This window comes from Pseudolysinimonas sp., assembly GCF_049651805.1.
Classification (GTDB): Bacteria; Actinomycetota; Actinomycetes; order Actinomycetales; family Microbacteriaceae; genus Pseudolysinimonas_A.
Window position 1 is genome coordinate 80455 of the sequence record NZ_JBASCU010000008.1, and the last position, 16170, is coordinate 96624.

The 16170-nt window shown below is 67.3% G+C and carries 19 protein-coding genes, 1 tRNA gene and 1 pseudogene; 4 read left to right on the forward strand and 17 right to left on the reverse strand.

Annotated features, from left to right (window positions below):
- Positions 1-2 precede the first annotated feature (2 nt).
- Positions 3-1643, forward strand: coding sequence for a glycoside hydrolase family 13 protein (locus WBL06_RS01450; RefSeq protein ID WP_424454188.1), 1641 nt, complete (start codon positions 3-5; stop codon positions 1641-1643).
- Positions 1644-1671: 28 nt separating this feature from the next.
- Here WBL06_RS01450 and WBL06_RS01455 read toward each other — a convergent pair whose 3' ends face one another.
- The 5 genes from WBL06_RS01455 to WBL06_RS01475 form a co-directional block, all read right to left on the reverse strand.
- Positions 1672-2481 (reverse strand): inositol monophosphatase family protein, encoded by an 810-nt coding sequence (locus WBL06_RS01455; protein ID WP_424454189.1) that lies wholly within the window; start codon positions 2479-2481, stop codon positions 1672-1674.
- A gap of 144 nt (positions 2482-2625) precedes the next feature.
- Positions 2626-2706, reverse strand: a tRNA-Tyr gene (locus WBL06_RS01460).
- Between the two features lie 93 nt (positions 2707-2799).
- Positions 2800-3174 (reverse strand): DUF86 domain-containing protein, encoded by a 375-nt coding sequence (locus tag WBL06_RS01465; protein ID WP_424454190.1) that lies wholly within the window; start codon positions 3172-3174, stop codon positions 2800-2802.
- Positions 3171-3623 carry a helix-turn-helix domain-containing protein gene (locus tag WBL06_RS01470; protein ID WP_424454191.1) on the reverse strand — a complete coding sequence of 151 codons (453 nt, stop codon included), beginning with the start codon at positions 3621-3623 and terminating at the stop codon, positions 3171-3173. Before WBL06_RS01470 ends, WBL06_RS01465 begins: the two co-directional genes overlap by 4 nt.
- A gap of 67 nt (positions 3624-3690) precedes the next feature.
- The gene (locus WBL06_RS01475; protein ID WP_424454192.1) at positions 3691-4461 is read right to left on the reverse strand and encodes a lytic murein transglycosylase; all 771 of its coding nucleotides are present in this window, start codon (positions 4459-4461) and stop codon (positions 3691-3693) included.
- Positions 4462-4483: 22 nt separating this feature from the next.
- Here WBL06_RS01475 and WBL06_RS01480 point away from each other — a divergent pair, with 22 nt between their 5' ends.
- Entirely contained in the window at positions 4484-4972 is a 489-nt protein-coding gene (locus tag WBL06_RS01480) for a YajQ family cyclic di-GMP-binding protein (protein WP_424454193.1), read from the forward strand.
- Positions 4973-4996: 24 nt separating this feature from the next.
- On the opposite strand, the gene WBL06_RS01485 is transcribed toward WBL06_RS01480, so the two are convergent.
- Together WBL06_RS01485 and WBL06_RS01490 are read right to left on the reverse strand one after the other, a co-directional pair.
- Positions 4997-5407 (reverse strand): nuclear transport factor 2 family protein, encoded by a 411-nt coding sequence (locus WBL06_RS01485; RefSeq protein ID WP_424454194.1) that lies wholly within the window; start codon positions 5405-5407, stop codon positions 4997-4999.
- The gene (locus WBL06_RS01490; RefSeq protein WP_424454195.1) at positions 5404-5799 is read right to left on the reverse strand and encodes a nuclear transport factor 2 family protein; all 396 of its coding nucleotides are present in this window, start codon (positions 5797-5799) and stop codon (positions 5404-5406) included. The genes WBL06_RS01485 and WBL06_RS01490 overlap by 4 nt, the downstream gene beginning before the upstream one ends.
- 38 nt (positions 5800-5837) lie before the next feature.
- Here WBL06_RS01490 and cls point away from each other — a divergent pair, with 38 nt between their 5' ends.
- A complete protein-coding gene (gene cls, locus WBL06_RS01495; protein WP_424454196.1) occupies positions 5838-7298 on the forward strand; it encodes a cardiolipin synthase in 1461 nt (486 codons plus the stop codon).
- Here the strand turns inward: cls and WBL06_RS01500 are convergent, their stop codons facing one another.
- The 10 genes from WBL06_RS01500 to WBL06_RS01545 all read right to left on the reverse strand — a co-directional run bounded on the left by WBL06_RS01500 (position 7299) and on the right by WBL06_RS01545 (position 15734).
- Complete coding sequence (locus WBL06_RS01500) at positions 7299-7853, reverse strand: hypothetical protein (RefSeq protein ID WP_424454197.1); 555 nt, start codon at positions 7851-7853, stop codon at positions 7299-7301. It abuts the gene before it with no gap.
- Between the two features lie 78 nt (positions 7854-7931).
- Positions 7932-8804, reverse strand: coding sequence for a type II secretion system F family protein (locus tag WBL06_RS01505; RefSeq protein WP_424454198.1), 873 nt, complete (start codon positions 8802-8804; stop codon positions 7932-7934).
- Positions 8804-9751, reverse strand: coding sequence for a type II secretion system F family protein (locus WBL06_RS01510; protein ID WP_424454199.1), 948 nt, complete (start codon positions 9749-9751; stop codon positions 8804-8806). The genes WBL06_RS01505 and WBL06_RS01510 overlap by 1 nt, the downstream gene beginning before the upstream one ends.
- Entirely contained in the window at positions 9748-11232 is a 1485-nt protein-coding gene (locus WBL06_RS01515) for a CpaF family protein (protein WP_424454200.1), read from the reverse strand. The genes WBL06_RS01510 and WBL06_RS01515 overlap by 4 nt, the downstream gene beginning before the upstream one ends.
- The gene (locus WBL06_RS01520) at positions 11229-12443 is read right to left on the reverse strand and encodes an AAA family ATPase (protein ID WP_424454201.1); all 1215 of its coding nucleotides are present in this window, start codon (positions 12441-12443) and stop codon (positions 11229-11231) included. Before WBL06_RS01520 ends, WBL06_RS01515 begins: the two co-directional genes overlap by 4 nt.
- Positions 12443-13171 (reverse strand): RcpC/CpaB family pilus assembly protein, encoded by a 729-nt coding sequence (locus WBL06_RS01525; protein WP_424454202.1) that lies wholly within the window; start codon positions 13169-13171, stop codon positions 12443-12445. The genes WBL06_RS01520 and WBL06_RS01525 overlap by 1 nt, the downstream gene beginning before the upstream one ends.
- A gap of 48 nt (positions 13172-13219) precedes the next feature.
- The gene (locus tag WBL06_RS01530) at positions 13220-14263 is read right to left on the reverse strand and encodes a TadE/TadG family type IV pilus assembly protein (RefSeq protein WP_424454203.1); all 1044 of its coding nucleotides are present in this window, start codon (positions 14261-14263) and stop codon (positions 13220-13222) included.
- A complete protein-coding gene (locus WBL06_RS01535; RefSeq protein ID WP_424454204.1) occupies positions 14260-14640 on the reverse strand; it encodes a TadE/TadG family type IV pilus assembly protein in 381 nt (126 codons plus the stop codon). The genes WBL06_RS01530 and WBL06_RS01535 overlap by 4 nt, the downstream gene beginning before the upstream one ends.
- A 57-nt stretch (positions 14641-14697) precedes the next feature.
- On the reverse strand, positions 14698-14883 hold the full coding sequence (locus WBL06_RS01540) for a Flp family type IVb pilin (protein ID WP_424454205.1): 186 nt from the start codon (positions 14881-14883) through the stop codon (positions 14698-14700).
- A gap of 209 nt (positions 14884-15092) precedes the next feature.
- Positions 15093-15734, reverse strand: coding sequence for a prepilin peptidase (locus WBL06_RS01545; RefSeq protein WP_424454206.1), 642 nt, complete (start codon positions 15732-15734; stop codon positions 15093-15095).
- Positions 15735-15908: 174 nt separating this feature from the next.
- On the opposite strand from WBL06_RS01545, the pseudogene WBL06_RS01550 reads away from it, so the two are divergent.
- Positions 15909-16170: pseudogene (locus WBL06_RS01550) on the forward strand (hypothetical protein); the annotation flags it as partial.

Sequence of the window (16170 nt, forward strand, 5' to 3'; positions counted from 1 at the left end):
GGATGCCTTCCGCTCACGCGACGAACGACTGGTGGCGCACCGCCGTCATCTACCAGGTGTATCCCCGTTCCTTCGCCGACTCCGACGGCGACGGTGTCGGCGACCTCGCGGGTGTGCGGCAGCGCCTCGACGCGCTCACCGAGCTGGGTGTGGATGCCGTGTGGCTGTCGCCGTTCATGACCTCCCCGCAACGCGACGGCGGCTACGACGTGGCCGACTACTGCGACGTCGACCCGCTGTTCGGCACCCTCGCCGACTTCGACGACCTCCTCACCGGCGCCCACGATCGGGGGTTGCGCGTCATCGTCGACCTCGTGCCCAACCACACCTCGAGCGAGCATCCCTGGTTCGCCGAGGCTCTCGCCGCGGGGCCGGACTCGCCGGAGCGAGCCCGCTACCTGTTCCGCGAGGGTCGGGGAGCTGCGGGCGAATTGCCGCCGAACAACTGGCAGTCGGTTTTCGGCGGCCCGGCCTGGACCCGCATCACTGAAGCCGACGGCACTCCGGGGTACTGGTACCTCCACCTCTTCGACTCGTCGCAACCCGACCTCGACTGGAGCAACCCGTGGGTGCGCGAGCGATTCCGCGAGATCCTGCGCTTCTGGCTCGACCGGGGCGTCGACGGCTTCCGGGTGGATGTCGCCCACGGCATGATCAAGGCCGACGGGCTGCCCGATTACACCCCCGATCCTGAGGGCGGCAGCATGGGCGGGGACGCCTTGGATGTTCCGTACTGGGCACAGGAGGGCGTGCACGAGATCTACCGCGACTGGCGGAAGGTGCTCGAAGAATACGACCGCGAGCGGGTGCTCATCGCCGAAGCCTGGGTCAACCCGCTCAGCAAGATGGCGCAGTGGGTGCGGCCCGACGAGATGCACCAAGCGTTCAACTTCGGCTACCTCGAGACCCCGTGGCGGGCAGAGGCGTTGCGGCTGGTCGTCGACGAGTCGCTCGAAGCGTTCGGCGCGGTGGGCGCGCCCAGCACCTGGGTGCTCTCCAACCATGACGTCATCCGGCATCCGTCTCGGCTTGCCCTCACCCCGCCGCCCCCGCAGGGTGAGGGCATCGGCCCGCGCTCGCCGCGGCATCCCGATGAACTCGTGGGCTTGCGTCGCGGGCGCGCGGCGACCGCCTTCATGCTGGCCCTGCCCGGCTCGGCGTACGTCTACCAGGGCGAAGAGCTGGGGCTGCCGGAGGTCTCCGACCTCCCCGACGCGGCACGCCAGGACCCGACCTTCATCCGCACCGCCGGCGAAATGTACGGTCGCGACGGATGCCGCGTGCCGATCCCGTGGGAGGCCGGCGCACCTGCCGCGGGCTTCAGCACCACGGGGGTCTCCTGGTTGCCCCAACCGGAAGTGTGGGGGTCGTATGCCCGCGACGCCCAGCGCGGCGTGCCCGGGTCGACGCTCGAGTTCTACGTCGCGGCCCTCGCGGCCCGGCGCGAGCACGGACTCGCGGCCGGCGACATCGAGTGGCTGGAGACGGAGCCCGCCGTGCTGGCCTTCCGAAACGGCGGACTGACGATCGTGGCGAACACCGGGTTGGTCCCCGTCTCTCTTCCCGACGGCGAGATCGTCGTCTCGAGCGGCCCGGCGGGTGACGGCGTACTGCCGGGCGACACGACCGTCTGGCTGCGCTGACCCGCGCCACCGACCGGGAGAGCCGACGTCAGAACGCGTCGAAGGCGCCCAACTCGTCGAGAAGCCGCTCGAGCCGCTCCGCGACCGACGGTTCGGCCACGAGCACGAGATCGCGGCTCGGCGCGGCCCCGCGCATTCCGGTGACTCGTGCCCCCGCCTCACGGGCGATGAGCGCCCCGGCCGCGTGGTCCCACGGGCTCAGCGTGCGTTCGAAGTAGGCGTCGTAGCGGCCGTCGGCGACGAAGCACAGGTCGAGGGATGCCGTGCCCTGTCGCCGGATGTCGCGCACCCTCGGGAGCAACCGGGCCACGACATCCCCCTGGAACGCACGCGTACTGGCGGCGTACGCGAACCCGGTGGCGATGAGGGCGAGGTTGAGCGGCGTGGACTCACCGACGTGGATGCGGCGGTCACCGCAGAACGCGCCCTCGCCGGCTTCGGCCGTGAAGATCTCACCCGTCGCCGGGTTGAGCACGACGCCGACCTTCGACGTCCAGGTAAGCGGGTCAGGCTCACCCTCCACGAGCGCGATGCTCACCGCGTAGTGCGGGATGCCGTAGAGGTAGTTGACGGTGCCGTCGATCGGGTCGACCACCCAGGTGAGTCCGCTCGATCCCTGCGCCGAAGCGCCCTCCTCGCCGAGCACCCCGTCGGCCGGGCGAGCGTCTTGGATACGGCCCAGGATCAGGCGCTCCACCTCGCGGTCGGCTTCGGTGACGACATCCACGATCGTCGATTTCGTCGCTGCCACCTCGACGCCTTCCCGGCGTCGTCGGGCGGCGAGCTCGCCGGCTTCGAGGGTGATCGTGCGGGCGAGGTCGAGGAGTTCGGTCACCAACCCAAGCTACCCGTGCGCGTCCGATCTCTCGGAACCGGCGACGTTCATCAAGCTCTCGTCGATGAACCCCCGTCATTCCGAGAGTTGGAACCGCAACATGGGCCGGAAAGCCAGAAGCCCCGCTCGGGGCGGGGCTTCGATACGTGGCGAGTGAGGGATTCGAACCCCCGAAACTTACGTGTCTGATTTACAGTCAGATCCCTTTGGCCGCTTGGGTAACTCGCCGTCGCGCCGAAGCGCTCGACAAGGATACCCGAGCGCCGACGCCTGCCCCACCATGGAAGCAGGATCGGCCTAGGCACAGGTAGCCCGCACTAGTCAGCCCCTCGCCGCGATGACGTGCCGCACGGCAGCGAGGTCGATCCGCACGTCGCGGTCGACCGTGTTCCAGAGCGCATCCCAGTCGATGGTGTCTCCGTAGATGTGGCCGATCTTGTCGCGCGTGCCCATGAGCGCACGCCAGCGCACGCCGAGATGTGTCGCGCGGAACTCGTCGGGCAGGTCCTTGACCGCGTTCCCGGTCTGGATGAGCGCCGCGAGTGCCGCGTACCGGTTGACGAAGTCGGGGCCGAGGAACGCATCCCGGCCGCGCCCGGCGAGGTCGAGGCACTCCTCGAGGTGGCGCTCGATCGCGGCGAGGTTCGCGTGGATGCGGGCGGTGCGGGCGGCAGCCTTCGGGTCGGCAGCACTCACGCGGCTGTGCTCGGTCGCAGGTCGATCGCCGACGCGAGCATCTCGTCGGATGCCGTACGCGCCGACACCACGTCTACCCCGACGCTGAGGAGGTCGGCGATCTCGTCCTCGATGTGGAACAGGTCGAACAGCGAGGTGGCCGGGCCGGGGTCGACGAGCAGGTCGAGATCGGAGTCGATCGTGTCCAACCCGTTCGCCACCGAGCCGAACACCCGCACGCGTGTCGCACCGTAGCGAGCGGCGATGTGCAGCACCTCGGCCTCGTGCCCGTGCAACGCATCCGACGGTCTCGGCCGCATTGCGGCGATCAGCCGATCGCGCACCTCGGGCGACGGAGTCTTCGCACCCGACTCGTAGGCGGCGATGTTCGGCCGCGCGGTTCCCGCCCGCACTGCCAGTTCGGCCTGTGTCAGGCCGGCCGCGCGCCGCATTCCCCGGATGTCGGTCATGTATACGAATATACGACTGCCGCTGCGGTTGTGGCTAGAGTCCAGGTCTCGACACGCGCCTTCGGCGCTACTCGACCACCGAGTTTGCGTAGCTCACCGCGTAGGTCGCGACGGTGTCGCGGTAGGACTGCGGGGAGTTGAATCCCGATACGGCGGCGATCCAGCCGGTTTCGGTGTCGATGCCGATGCTCACTCGGCAGAGGTAGTTCGCGGTCGCCATCGCGGCGTCGTCGATGTTGTGCGGGTCTTCCACGCCGTCACCGCTGCCGTCGGTATGCCAGTTGCGCCAGGTCTGCGGAATCAACTGGAACGGCCCCACCGCGCGGTCGAATTCCGCGTCGCCGTCGAGTACTCCACCGTCGGAGTCGGCGATGTACTCCACCCCCTCCCCGCCCGCAAGCGGCACCCCGTAGATCGGCGGCGTGACGGTGCCGTCAACGCCCACCTCCGAGCCGCCGTGCCGGCCGTGGTCGCTCTCGGTGGCGCCGATGCCGGCGATCGTGTTCCAGGAAAGGCCGCACTCCGGCATCGACGCGGCCTTGGCGAGGGCCGCTCCGGCGTAGGCGGCGAGCGCCCGTTCCGGGATGTCGGTCGCCGCGCTCGTCGATGCGAGCCAGTCGGCATCCACCAGGCCGGCGATTCCGGTGCCCGGCTCTGCCGCGGCGACGGGCGGGTCGGCAGGGGGTGCCCACGTCGGAGCGGGCTCTTCGACCACTGGACTCGCCCCCGGCATCCCGGGCACCCGCGGCGCAAGGAACACCAGCACCGCGGTCGCGACCAACCCCACCGCGACCAGCACGGCGGCCGCGATCAGGATCGTTCGGGGAGCCGCGCGCATCGACACGTTCTACCATGGCGGCATGGCAGATTCCTCGTTCGACATCGTCAGCAAGGTCGACAGCATGGAGGTGCAGAACGCCCTCGGCATGGCTCAGAAGGAGATCGCACAGCGCTACGACTTCAAAGGGGTCGACGCGTCGCTCGAGATGTCGGGCGAGAAGATCCTGATGAAGGCCAACGCCGAAGAGCGCGTGAAGGCAGTGCTCGAGGTGTTCGAGCAGAAGCTGATCAAGCGCAACATCTCGCTGCGATCGCTGGATGCCGGCAAACCGTTCCCGAGCGGCAAGGAGTACCGCATCGAAGCGGCGATGAAGCAGGGCATCTCGAGCGAAGACGCGAAGAAGATCGCGAAGATCATCCGCGACGAGGGGCCGAAGTCGATCAAGAGCCAGATCCAGGGCGACGAGCTGCGCGTGCAGTCGAAGTCGCGGGATGACCTTCAGGCCGTGATCGCACTGCTCAAGGGCAAAGACCTCGACGTCGCCCTGCAGTTCGTGAACATGCGGTAGGTCTCGATACGCCGCCTACGGCGGTTACTCGCCCCCCGAGGTGTGCCGGGGGATCCACCAGTCGGTGAACTCGGCGGCACGGCCGTCGGGGGCGAACTCGATGACCCACATGTTGTCGTAGGTGCCCTTCTTCGGCCCGTCGGGATACGTCGTCACGCAGCGCACCACGGCAAGGTCGCCGTCACGCGCGAGCGTCTCCCAGGCGAACGTCGTCGAACCCGGTTCGTCGGCGTGCTCCAGCCAACCGGCAACGATCGCCTCATGACCGGTCCAGGCCGGCGTACCGGGCCGGCCGCGGTAGATCGCATCGGGGGTGAAGAGCGCGCGGATGTCGGCGTCGTCGTTCGACTCCCAGGCGCGACGGTAGCCATCCATCCAGTTCTGCACGACGTCAGCCGCGGGCGTGTCGTCGAGCCTGGCATCCGCGGCGCTCACGCGGCATCACCCGGGCCGCCACTTGCTCGCCGGGGGATCCACCAGTCGGTGAACTCGGTGGCGCGCCCGCCGGGCGCCAGCCGGATGACGAACAGGTTGTCGTAGGTCGTCGGCGGTTCCTCGTTGAGGTAGGTCGTGACGCACCGCGCGATCGCGACGTCGGCGTCGACGGCGAGCACCGCCCACTCGAACTCGGTGTCGCCCGGCTGGTCGGCATCGTCGAGCCATCCGGCGACGATCGCCTCGAGACCCACGTACGGCTCGGGATCGTCGGGTTTGCCCCGATAGACGGCGTCGTCGGTGAACAACCCGCGGATGTCGCCCTCGTCGTTCGACTCCCAGGCCACCCGGTAGCGACGGAACCAGTCTTCGGCAGCAGCGCGATCAGCCATGCTCCCGGTCTACCACCTGCCGCTGTCAGACTGTGCGCATGGACTCCGGCACGATCGTCGCGGTCGTGATCATCGCCGCCCTCGCCGTCGACCTCGCGGCTCGCATCCTGGCCCTCATCTTCGTGCCGAAGAACCGGCGACCGCAGACGGCGCTCGCGTGGTTGCTGGCGATCTGGTTCCTGCCCTACGTGGGCATCATCCTGTTCCTCATCCTCGGCCGGGCCCGTCTGCCCAGGGCTCGTCGCCGCAAGCAGCGCGAGATCAACGAGTACATCCTCGACACGACCGAAGGTTTCGAGCTGGTCAAACGCGACCCGCCGTGGCCGCCGTGGCTCGAACCGATCGTCGAGTTGAACCGCGCCCTCGGCTCGATGCCGCTCGTCGGTGGCAACAGCGCCCAGATGTGGAACGACAACACCGAGGCCCTCGCCCAGATGACCGCTGCGATCCGCGCCGCGCAGAAGACGGTGCACTGCGAGTTCTACATCCTGCAGCTCGATGACGCGACGACCGACTTCTTCGACGCGCTGCAGGAAGCGCACGATCGGGGCGTCGTCGTGCGGGTGTTGCTCGATCACCTCGGCAACGCTCAGTACCCGGGCTACCGCCGTACCGTGAGGCGGCTGAACAAGATGGGCATCCAGTGGCGGCGGATGCTGCCGTTCCGCCCGTTGCACGGTCAGATCCAGCGCCCCGACCTGCGCAATCACCGCAAGCTGCTCGTCATCGACGGCACCGTCGCGTTCACGGGGTCGCAGAACGTCATCGAGACCGGGTACCAGCGGTGGCGAAACCACCGTCGGGGGTTGCGTTGGAAGGACTACATGGTGCGCTTCGAGGGTCCGGTCGTTGCCGGCATCGACGCCCTCTTCGTCACCGACTGGTACTCGGAGACGGGCGAACTGCTCGAACGGGAGGCTGCCTCCGCGCGAACCAGCGGCGAGGGCGACCTCGACTGCCAGGTCGTGCCCTCCGGCCCCGGATTCGACGGCGAGAACAACCTGCGACTGTTCAACTCGCTCGTCTACGCGGCGCAACACAAGGTCATCCTCACCTCCCCCTACTTCGTGCCCGACGACTCGATGCTCTACGCGGTCACCACCGCCGCGCAGTCGGGGCTCGAGGTGGAGCTGTTCGTATCGGAGATCGGCGACCAGTTCCTCGCGTTCCACGCACAGCGGTCGTACTACGAGGCGCTGCTGCGTGCCGGAGTGAAGATCTGGCTGTACGCCGGACCGACCATTCTGCACGCCAAGCACCTGACGATCGACGACCAGATCTCGGTCATCGGCTCGAGCAATGTCGACATGCGCTCGTTCAGCCTCGACCTCGAGATCTCGGTCATGGTGCGCGGCCCGCACTTCCTGAAGGAGCTGCGAGCGATTGAGGATGCCAACCGCGCCATGTCGCGCGAGCTCACCCTCGAGGAGTGGTTGAAGCGGCCGATCCGCCACCGCACGCTCGACAACCTCGCACGGCTCACCGCTGCTGTGCAGTAGCTACCCGAGGGCGGCGACCGCGTCAGTCGCGAACGGCGTGAGGGCTGCGACATCCGCTGAGGGAGCCGCGCCCACCTGCACGTAGTAGTCGCCGGTGAGCACCCGCACCTCGGAAGACGAGTCGCCGTTCACCTCGTTCGAGATCGCCGTGTAGTACGCGACATCCCCGACGCCGTCGACGGCGAGGAGGTCGTCGCGTTCCCACCGGCGTTCGCGGCGCTCGGCCTCGTTGCCCTGGATGAGCTGCACGCCCACGTGGTAGACGGTAGCGGCGGCGGGGTCGGCGAAGAAGCACACCGTTCCGCCCGCCTGTTGGATGCCCGAGAGGTCGGAGTCGTCTTCGTACTGCGGGTCGACCGTCACCTGCGCGAAACCGCGGTCGGCGGCGCTCGGCACGAGCAGCGCGCAGTCGGTCGACACGGCCATCTGGTCGTCGGCAGTGGTCGAAGGGTCGGTGTCGAAGCGGTCGGGGCGGAAGGTGGTGCTGCAGCCGGCGAGAAGCACCGATGCGGCCAGCGGGAGGGCGAGGAGCGACAGGATGCGGCGTGAGGTCATGGGTCCAGGATGGCGGCGACCCGCGCACAGCGGATCGTCCGAACGGATCGAGTCCTGTACGCCTTCGGGAGTAGCCCGCTACTGCGAGAAGGTGGTGATGAGGCCGATCACTGCCGGGGTGAGGATCACGATGAAGAGCACTGGCAGGATGCAGAAGACGAGGGGGAAGACGACCTTCACCGGCACCTTCATCGCCTGCTCCTCCGCACGCTGGCGCCGGCGCACCCGCATGTCGCGGGCCTGTACTCGCAGCACATCGGCGATCGAGATTCCGAACGCGTCAGCCTGGCTGATCGCCCGGATGAAGCGGCGCAGATCGGCGGAGTTGGTGCGGAGTTCGAGCGCACGATACGCGTCGCGGCGGGACCTGCCGATGCTCTGGTCTTGCAAGGTGCGCACAAGCTCGTCGGCGAGGGGTCCGCGGCCGTTCGTCGCGGCCTTGTGCAACGCTGCGTCGAACCCCAGTCCGGCCTCCACTGCGATCGTCATCTGGTCGAGCGTGTCGGGCAGAGCAAGAGTGATCAGCTTCTGTCGGTCGTCGGCCCGCGACGACGCGATGACCTCGGGCGCGACGAAGGCGAGGATCACGAAGAGCACGGTGAGGAACGTGAACAGCGGCGGCGGCCCGAGGGACAGGACGAGCCACGCGAGAACTACGGCGAAGGCAGTTCCGATCAACTTGGCAAGGATGAAGCCTCCCGCCGTCCAGGAGTTCTCCCGCCCCGCGTAGACGATTTGGCGCTCAAGCCAGGCGATGTAGCCCTTCGGCGCCGCGGCGGCGAGACGCACCGACGGCGCGACCGACGGGCTGCGAACCCCGTGGGCAGGCGCCGGGGTCGGATAGTCGGCGACCGTCGGGGCACCGACGGGGATCGCGAGGAAGATCAGAAACAGCAGCAACGCGCTGCCCAGGGCGGCGGCCACGACGGCGATGATCGCAAGGGGCTCCATCAGAACTTCACCTGCGTGACGCGGTACATCCAGAAGATGCCCACTCCGAGAAGGAGCAGGCAGGCGGTGAGAGCCAGGACGCCGAGAATCGACGAGAAGAAGATCGCCACGTAGCTCGGCTGAAGAAGGAGGATGGCACCGAAGACGACGACCGGGAGTAACGAGAGCACCGTGGCCGATAGGCGCCCCTCGGCGCTCAAGGCTTGCACCTGCCGGCGGATCTCGTTGCGCTCGCGGATCGTCGCGGCGACGTTCTCGAGCACCTCGGCCAGGTTGCCGCCCGTCTCGCGGTTGATCATGATCGCCTGGGCGGCCCACCGGAAGTCCTCGCTGCGCATCCGCTCGGCAGTCTGTTCCAACGCCGGCCCGAGTTCACGTCCGAGTCGGGTCTCGTTGACGATGCGCGCGAACTCCTCGGATGTCGGCTCGTCGAGGTCTTGGGCGACGCCGTCGAGCGCCTGCACGAGGCCGTATCCTGCGCGAAGGCTCCCCGAGATCAGCTGCAGGGTGTCATCTAGCTGAACGGCGAACTTCCCGCGTCGCCGAGCCATCCGGACCGCGAGCAGAATCTTCGCGCCGATGGGGGCGAGGGCCGCGAAGAGCACGGCGAAGAGCACGGACAGGAGCGACCCGAACCCGACGAGAATCCCCAGCGCGGCGAGCGCGGCGGAGCTGGAGAACGTCACCAGCAGAAACTGGGAGGGCTCCATCCGGATTCCCGCCAGGTCGAGTTCCTCCTCGTCGAAGAGACGACGGCGCCCGCGCGTCGAGCTCTCGATCGCCGACACGGTGCGCTCGGTCGCGCGGGTGAGGAGTGAGACGTGAGTGGTGCCCGGCTCGAGGCGCCGGTCGATCGACACCCGCGGCTTGGGTGGGGCCAGGACGAAGAAGACGATCGCAAGAAGGGCGAGCGCCGCTAACAGAATCCCGATGAGGAAGACCGTCATCGTACGCTCCGACCAGACGTGGGCCTCGGCGCGATCACCGGCAGGTCGATTCCGAGATCGTGAAGGTGCTCCATGAACTTCGGTCGGATGCCGGTCGGGATGGCGTTGCCGAGGAACCGACCGTTCTCATCTATGCCGGCCGAGTAGTCGAAGAGAAAGACGTCCTGGAGGGTGATGATGTCGCCCTCCTGGCCATGCACCTCGGTGACGTGCGTCACCCGTCGGCTTCCGTCCTTCATCCGACTCACCTGCACGATCACGTCCAGGGCCGACGCGATCTGCTCGCGAATCGCGCGCAGAGGCAAATCCATCCCCGCCATCAGCACGAGTGTTTCGAGCCTCGAGATGGCGTCACGGGGAGAGTTGGCGTGGATGGTCGAGATCGAACCTTCGTGCCCGGTGTTCATCGCCTGCAACAGGTCGAGGCTCTCGCCGCCGCGCACCTCGCCGATGACGATGCGATCGGGGCGCATGCGGAGCGAGTTGCGCACGAGGTCGCGGATCGTGATCTCGCCGCGACCTTCGATGTTCGGGGGGCGGGACTCCAGCCGGACGACGTGGGTCTGCTGCAGCTGGAGCTCGACCGCGTCCTCGATCGTGATGATGCGTTCGTTCTCGGGGATGAACGCGGAGAGAACGTTGAGCAGCGTCGTCTTACCAGTACCCGTACCGCCGGAGACCAGGATGTTGAGCCGGCCGCGGACCGCGCCGTCGAGCACGTGCGCCATTTCGGCCGTCACCGTCCCCATGCGGATCAGGTCATCGGCCGTGTAGGGCGTGCGCGCGAACTTGCGGATCGTGAGGGAGGCGCCGTTGACGGCGAGTGGCGGGATGATCGCATTGACGCGCGATCCGTCTTCGAGTCTGGCGTCGACGAGCGGAGACGACTCGTCGATGCGACGCCCGACCCGGCCGACGATGCGCTCGATGACCCGGCGCAACTGGCCCTCGCTGGAGAAGCGCGCGGGATACGCCGTGAGTCGGCCAGCACGCTCGACGTAGATCTGATCATGGCGGTTGACCATGATCTCGGTGATCTCGTCGTCGCGCAGCAGCGGCTCGAGGGGGCCGTAGCCGAGCACATCCGCGCCGACCTCATCGATCACCCGCGCACGCTCGGCGGGCGTCAGCGCGATCTGCTCGTCGCGCACGATGCGCCCGAGCTCTTCACGGGCGAGCTCGTGCAGGCGTTCCTCGGTGAGCGTCGTGTCATTGAGTCGTGCACCGACTCGTGCGAACAGCTCCTGGGCTGCGCGCTCCTTCAGCTCCGCGAACGGGTCCTCGGGCGTCGAGGTGGGGGGGGTCAGCGGCCACGACGGGGCCGCTGCGGCCTCGACCAACGTATCGGCAGCCGGCGGTGGAGGATCGACCTCGACGACCGCGACGTCCTCGTCAGACAAGACCGGCTGAAGGTCGATTGGCTCGGGGACGCCGCCGACGGTCGAGAGCCGAGTGGCGTCGATGCGATCGCGCAGACTCATGCGGTCCTCCTATGGATGCGACGACGCGTCGGGAGCGCCGAGGGTTCGTAGGCGACGACGAGCTCGCGCAGTGCCTTTGCGGCCGGGTCGCGGACGTCGTGGTGGATGAGTGGCACGCCCCGGTTCGCTGCGAGCACCGCGGATTTGGACCGTGGGATGACGATGTCGACCGGAACCCCGGTGATCGTCGCCGCGTCCGACACCTTCAACCCGCCGTTGCGGTCGGCGAAGTTGAGCACCATTCGGCGGTCGTGTGGCAGCAGGTCGATCTTCTCGAGCGTCTTCAGCTCGGCGTGCAGGGCCCGCAAGCTCGGCACCGTGAGGGCCGACACGAAGAGCACATCGGTCGACGATTCGAGCACGGCGAGGGTGTGCTCGCCGAGCCCGGGCGTGGTGTCGACGATCACGTAGCGGAAGATCTCCGACAGTTGCCGCAAGAGCGCGGCGAGTGCTGGGGGATCGACGATGTCGGCGTCCTCGGGAGACCGGGGCGAGGGAATCACGAAGAAGTCATCGGAATGATGCATGAGCGTCGTCTTGACCGTGACGACATCCCGGTTGATGAGTTCCTCGAGGGTCCGCCGAAGAGGCAGATCCAGGCTGTTCGCGATGTCTCCGAACTGCAGATCGGCATCGACGAGCACGACCGAGTTGGGCGCCACCTCGGCCAAGCCTGTCGCCAGGTTGATCGCCACCGTCGTCTTACCCTGGCCGCCTTTCGGAGCCACGACCGAGATGACTCGGGAGACCTCGGTCTCGTCGATCTCCACAGGGGCAGGCGGGACCGGCGCCGCGGCGTCATCAGCGAGGGAGACCCGGATCTCGGGAACACCGTCCTCAAGCTGCTGAACGCGTTCGTCGAGCCTCTGAAGCAATCCTTCGACCGTCGCGTCGTCAGCGTCGGGAGCCAGGACGGCGTGGATGCGCATACCGTCGATCCAGTCTTCGAGGTCGCCGCGTCCATCGCGCACGACCACGATGCCGATCTCGGGGAAGCGTTCGATCAGCCCGTCACCGAGCGACTTCGTCTCCTCATACGTGAGGAGTGGCCCGAGCAGTGCGACGGTGGGACGGCGGGGGGATCGCGCAAAGACGGCCTGCGGCCCGTCAGCGAGATGCGCGCTTTCGATTGCAGTCAGGCGGACGCCGAGGAGTTCTTGCAATCGGCCCTCGTACTCCGCACTGCGGCTGACCAGGATGTACTGGGACATCAGAGGTAGATGTTGGCGCCGTTGACCGGTCGCGAACCGCTGGTGTCGACGGCATCCGGCTGAAGGGTCAACCAAATGCCGGCCGTGCCCTCCTCGATCAGCTCGGCTGCCCAGACGAGCTTCTCGATGTCGGGGGTGGCCAGCGCCAAGGTCACCATGATCTCCGAAACCGGTGCGGATTCCTCCTCATCGCTTTCGGGAACAAAGCTGCTGCCGCCCGCCACTCTCGTGACGAGCACCTCGTTGAAGACGAACTGCGTGGTGGCATCGGGAGTATTCGCCGAGATCACGATGCCGACCTTGCTGCCCGGGAGCACCGCCCCGCCCACGACGCGCTGGACGGGCAGCGCGATCGAGATCTCCTGGAGGCCGTCGGGAACGGGAACGTCGCCACGGGCGGCGAGCACATCCGGATCCTCGAAGCGGGCGCGGATGAGCTGTTCCCCGGGGATCAGGTCGGTGGTGGCGACAAGCCCCTCGATCTGGTTGAGGTCGGTGACGCCGCCGTCGAGCACAGCCATGGCTGGGAGCTTGTCGACCTCTATCCGGTCGGTCACCGTCGCCACGTCCGAGCCTGCGGGAATGGGCTCGGTCACCACATACACCTCCACGAGAGCTGCGCCGCCCAGAGCTCTCTGCTCGGCGCTAGACACGTAAAGGAAAAGCACGACGCCGCCGACGACGGCGAGTACGAGGGCGACGAGGGCCCCGATGATGCGAATTCTCATTTTCGGGCTTTCGAATTCGAGGGTGGGTTGTTCGGGGTTCTGAGCGTTCTAGTCGATGAGTTTGACGACCGTCGTTCCTAGGTTGACGCCATTCGGATCGACGTCGAAGTCGGAGAAGCCGACCCACTCGACGAACTGTCCCTGAATGCCCATGCAGTTGTTGGCGTTCGGGGGGCCGTTGCCGTTGCCGTTGCCGTTGCCGTTGCCGTTGCCGTTCCCCGGGGCAGGAGCACTTCCGCCGCTGCACGCTGGCGCGGCCGGGTCGGGGTTGGTCTCGCCGGGGAACACCCAGCCGGTGACCAAGAACGAGGCGAACGAGTAGATGTCGAAGACGCCGTTCTGACCTTGAATGCCATTGCTGCAGTCGTTGTCGTTCGGGTCTTGGTTGCACTTGTAGATCGGGATGAGGACGATCTCGCCCTCGAGCTCCTGAAGTGCGTCGCGGCAGTCCTGCGAGATGCTGAGACCGGGCGCGCCGGGCATCGTCGCGTTTGCGAGGTCGACCTCGGCGATGCAGTCACCCGTCTCGTCGAGCCAACCGAAACCGCCGGCGATCGGCTCGCCCTGCGGCCCGCTGCACGTCTTGTTCTCATCGATGCGAATGAAGACGGTCTCTTCGAATTCGGAGTCGGCGAAGTCGCAGTACGAGAGGGCGAGCGGGAAGACAGTCCCGCTGACCGGCGGGCCCCAGACCGCGGTCGCGGTTGACACCACCTTCGTCGAGTCGATCCCGAGAATCGCAGCAAACGGATGACGCAGCTCGTCGGTCCCGTCGGAGTTTTGGGTCTCCACGTCGATTGTGACAGTGCCCGGCGCCGGGAAAGTCGGCTGGAGCGACGTAGTGGAGTCATCGATCGCGTTGGCAGCCGCAAACTCAGACGCCACGGCGCTGGAGCCCGTGCAGTCATCGTCGATTGCGCATGCGTAGGCAACAGCGAGAGCCGCCCCGTCGGCGCCGTTCTGGAGCTGGGCCTTCTCGGCATAGAGCCCCCCGACGTCGACGGAGATCGCCAGTGCGCCGATGAGTGGCACGAGCAGCAGACCGAAGATGACGGCCGAGGCGCCGCGTTCCTTGCGAAGTAGTGCGTTCAAGCGCCGCATACCATCACTCCAACTCCGTCAATGTCCAGATTGATGCCGAAGAGACCCGTCATAAGCGGAAGCGCGTAGTCGATTTTGAACTCGACCTGACAGATGTCGTTAACGATGCTCTCGGTGATCGTGATGTCGCCCGCGGTAACCGCCGGGTTGACGCTGGGCGCCGCCGCGATCGCGGCGGCGATCGCGTCATCCGCATCGCCGTGGATCGCCATCTCGCGGGCGCCCTCCCGCGCAGCGCCGCTGAGGGAGATCTGCGCATTGTACGCCCGAGAGAACTCGAGCATGCCGAGCACCATCAGCAGGAGCACCGGAAGGATGAGCGCGAACTCGACCGCAGCGGCACCGCGGTCACGCCTCAGGTCAGACATCATGGTCGGCAAAGGCCAGGTTCCGGCACCTTTCGGTGCCGGAACCTCGACGGATGCTTACGCGCCGTTCAGGATGCCGGTGACCTGGTCGAACTGACCGCTGAGCGCCACGGCAAGAAGGCCGAGAGCGATCACGATGCCCACGGCGACGATGCCGATGATCAGACCGTACTCAGCGGCGTTGCCGTCTTCGTTGCGAAGCGAGTTGACGCGGGACTGCAGGGAAACGAGTGCCTTCATCATGGGGGTTCGGCCTTTTCGGGTTGGGGGATTTTCTGATGGGGGATGGAGCGCTACTACTGGGGGATGAAGCGTCAATACGGCCGCGGGTTACCGATCTTGAGGATCAGTCGTCGTACTGGGGTGACCCCAAGTTAGCGGTCCCCCAAAATGCCCACAACAAATGTGAGAAGAGTCTCACCGTGGGGTACATGGGTACCGGCCCGAGCGTGCTAAAAGGTGAGACCGACGAGCGTCCCGACGATCATCCACGGGCCGAAGGGGATGCTGCCCCGCAACCCGACCCGGCCCGCCACTAAGGCGATCAAGGCGACGACCCCGCCGACGAGGAACGCCGCGAGCAACCCGACCAGCCACCCCGTTAAACCCACCGCTCCGAGCGCCCCGCCGAGCAGCGCCGCGAGCTTCACATCGCCCATCCCCATCGCCGCGGGCACGACGAGGGCGATCAGGAAGTAGAGGGCGAACATCGCGGCCGCCCCGGCGAGCACCGCAAGGAGCCTCGCCGGCTCGCCCCGGACCAGTAGCCCCGCCGCGAGCAGCAGCGCGACCGCCGGACCGGCGACGAGCAGCATCCGATTGGGGATGCGCTTCTCGCGCAGATCAACGATCGAGATCGCCGTGCCGACCGCCATGACCGCGACGAAGGCGGGGAGCAGGGCATCCACCCCCACCCGCGCCGCGAGCACCCCGAAAGCGACGGCGGTCACCCCCGCCCCGGCGACGCGCGTACGCACCCCGGAGCGCGCCGCCGACCGCGACTCGCGATCGGCCCACCACGGCAGCACGGTCGCCCCGAGCACAGCACCCAGCGCGGAGACCCCCGCGACGAAGGCGATCGCGGCCGGAGTCATGCGCCCGACGTTACTGGGCTGCCCCTACTCTCCGCGCGAGATCTTCACCACCTCGTCGCGCCGCACCACGCCCGCAGCTTGCATCGCGAACAAACTTTCGATAGCGTAATCTTGCTCGTGCCGAGCATTTCGTATCTCTGTTCTGCTTGAGGTACTCCATGAAAGGTCTTCGGCGTGAGCGTGTCCGGCGGTACCGTGATCGAGCTTCCTGAGCTCTCCGGTCTCCCGCGCGCGTCGGACGCTGAACTGGAACGGCTGCTGGGGGTGGTTGCGGCTGTCAAGAGGCAGGTGGATGCCTGCGCCGCGACACTCGCCGGAGAGGTTGAGCGACGTTCGGATCGGGAACTCGGGTACTCCGGGTTGGCGCAACGCTCCGGGGATCGCACCTCCGACGGGTTCGTCGCCCGGGTGACCGGGGCTTCGGGCCGTGAGGCGC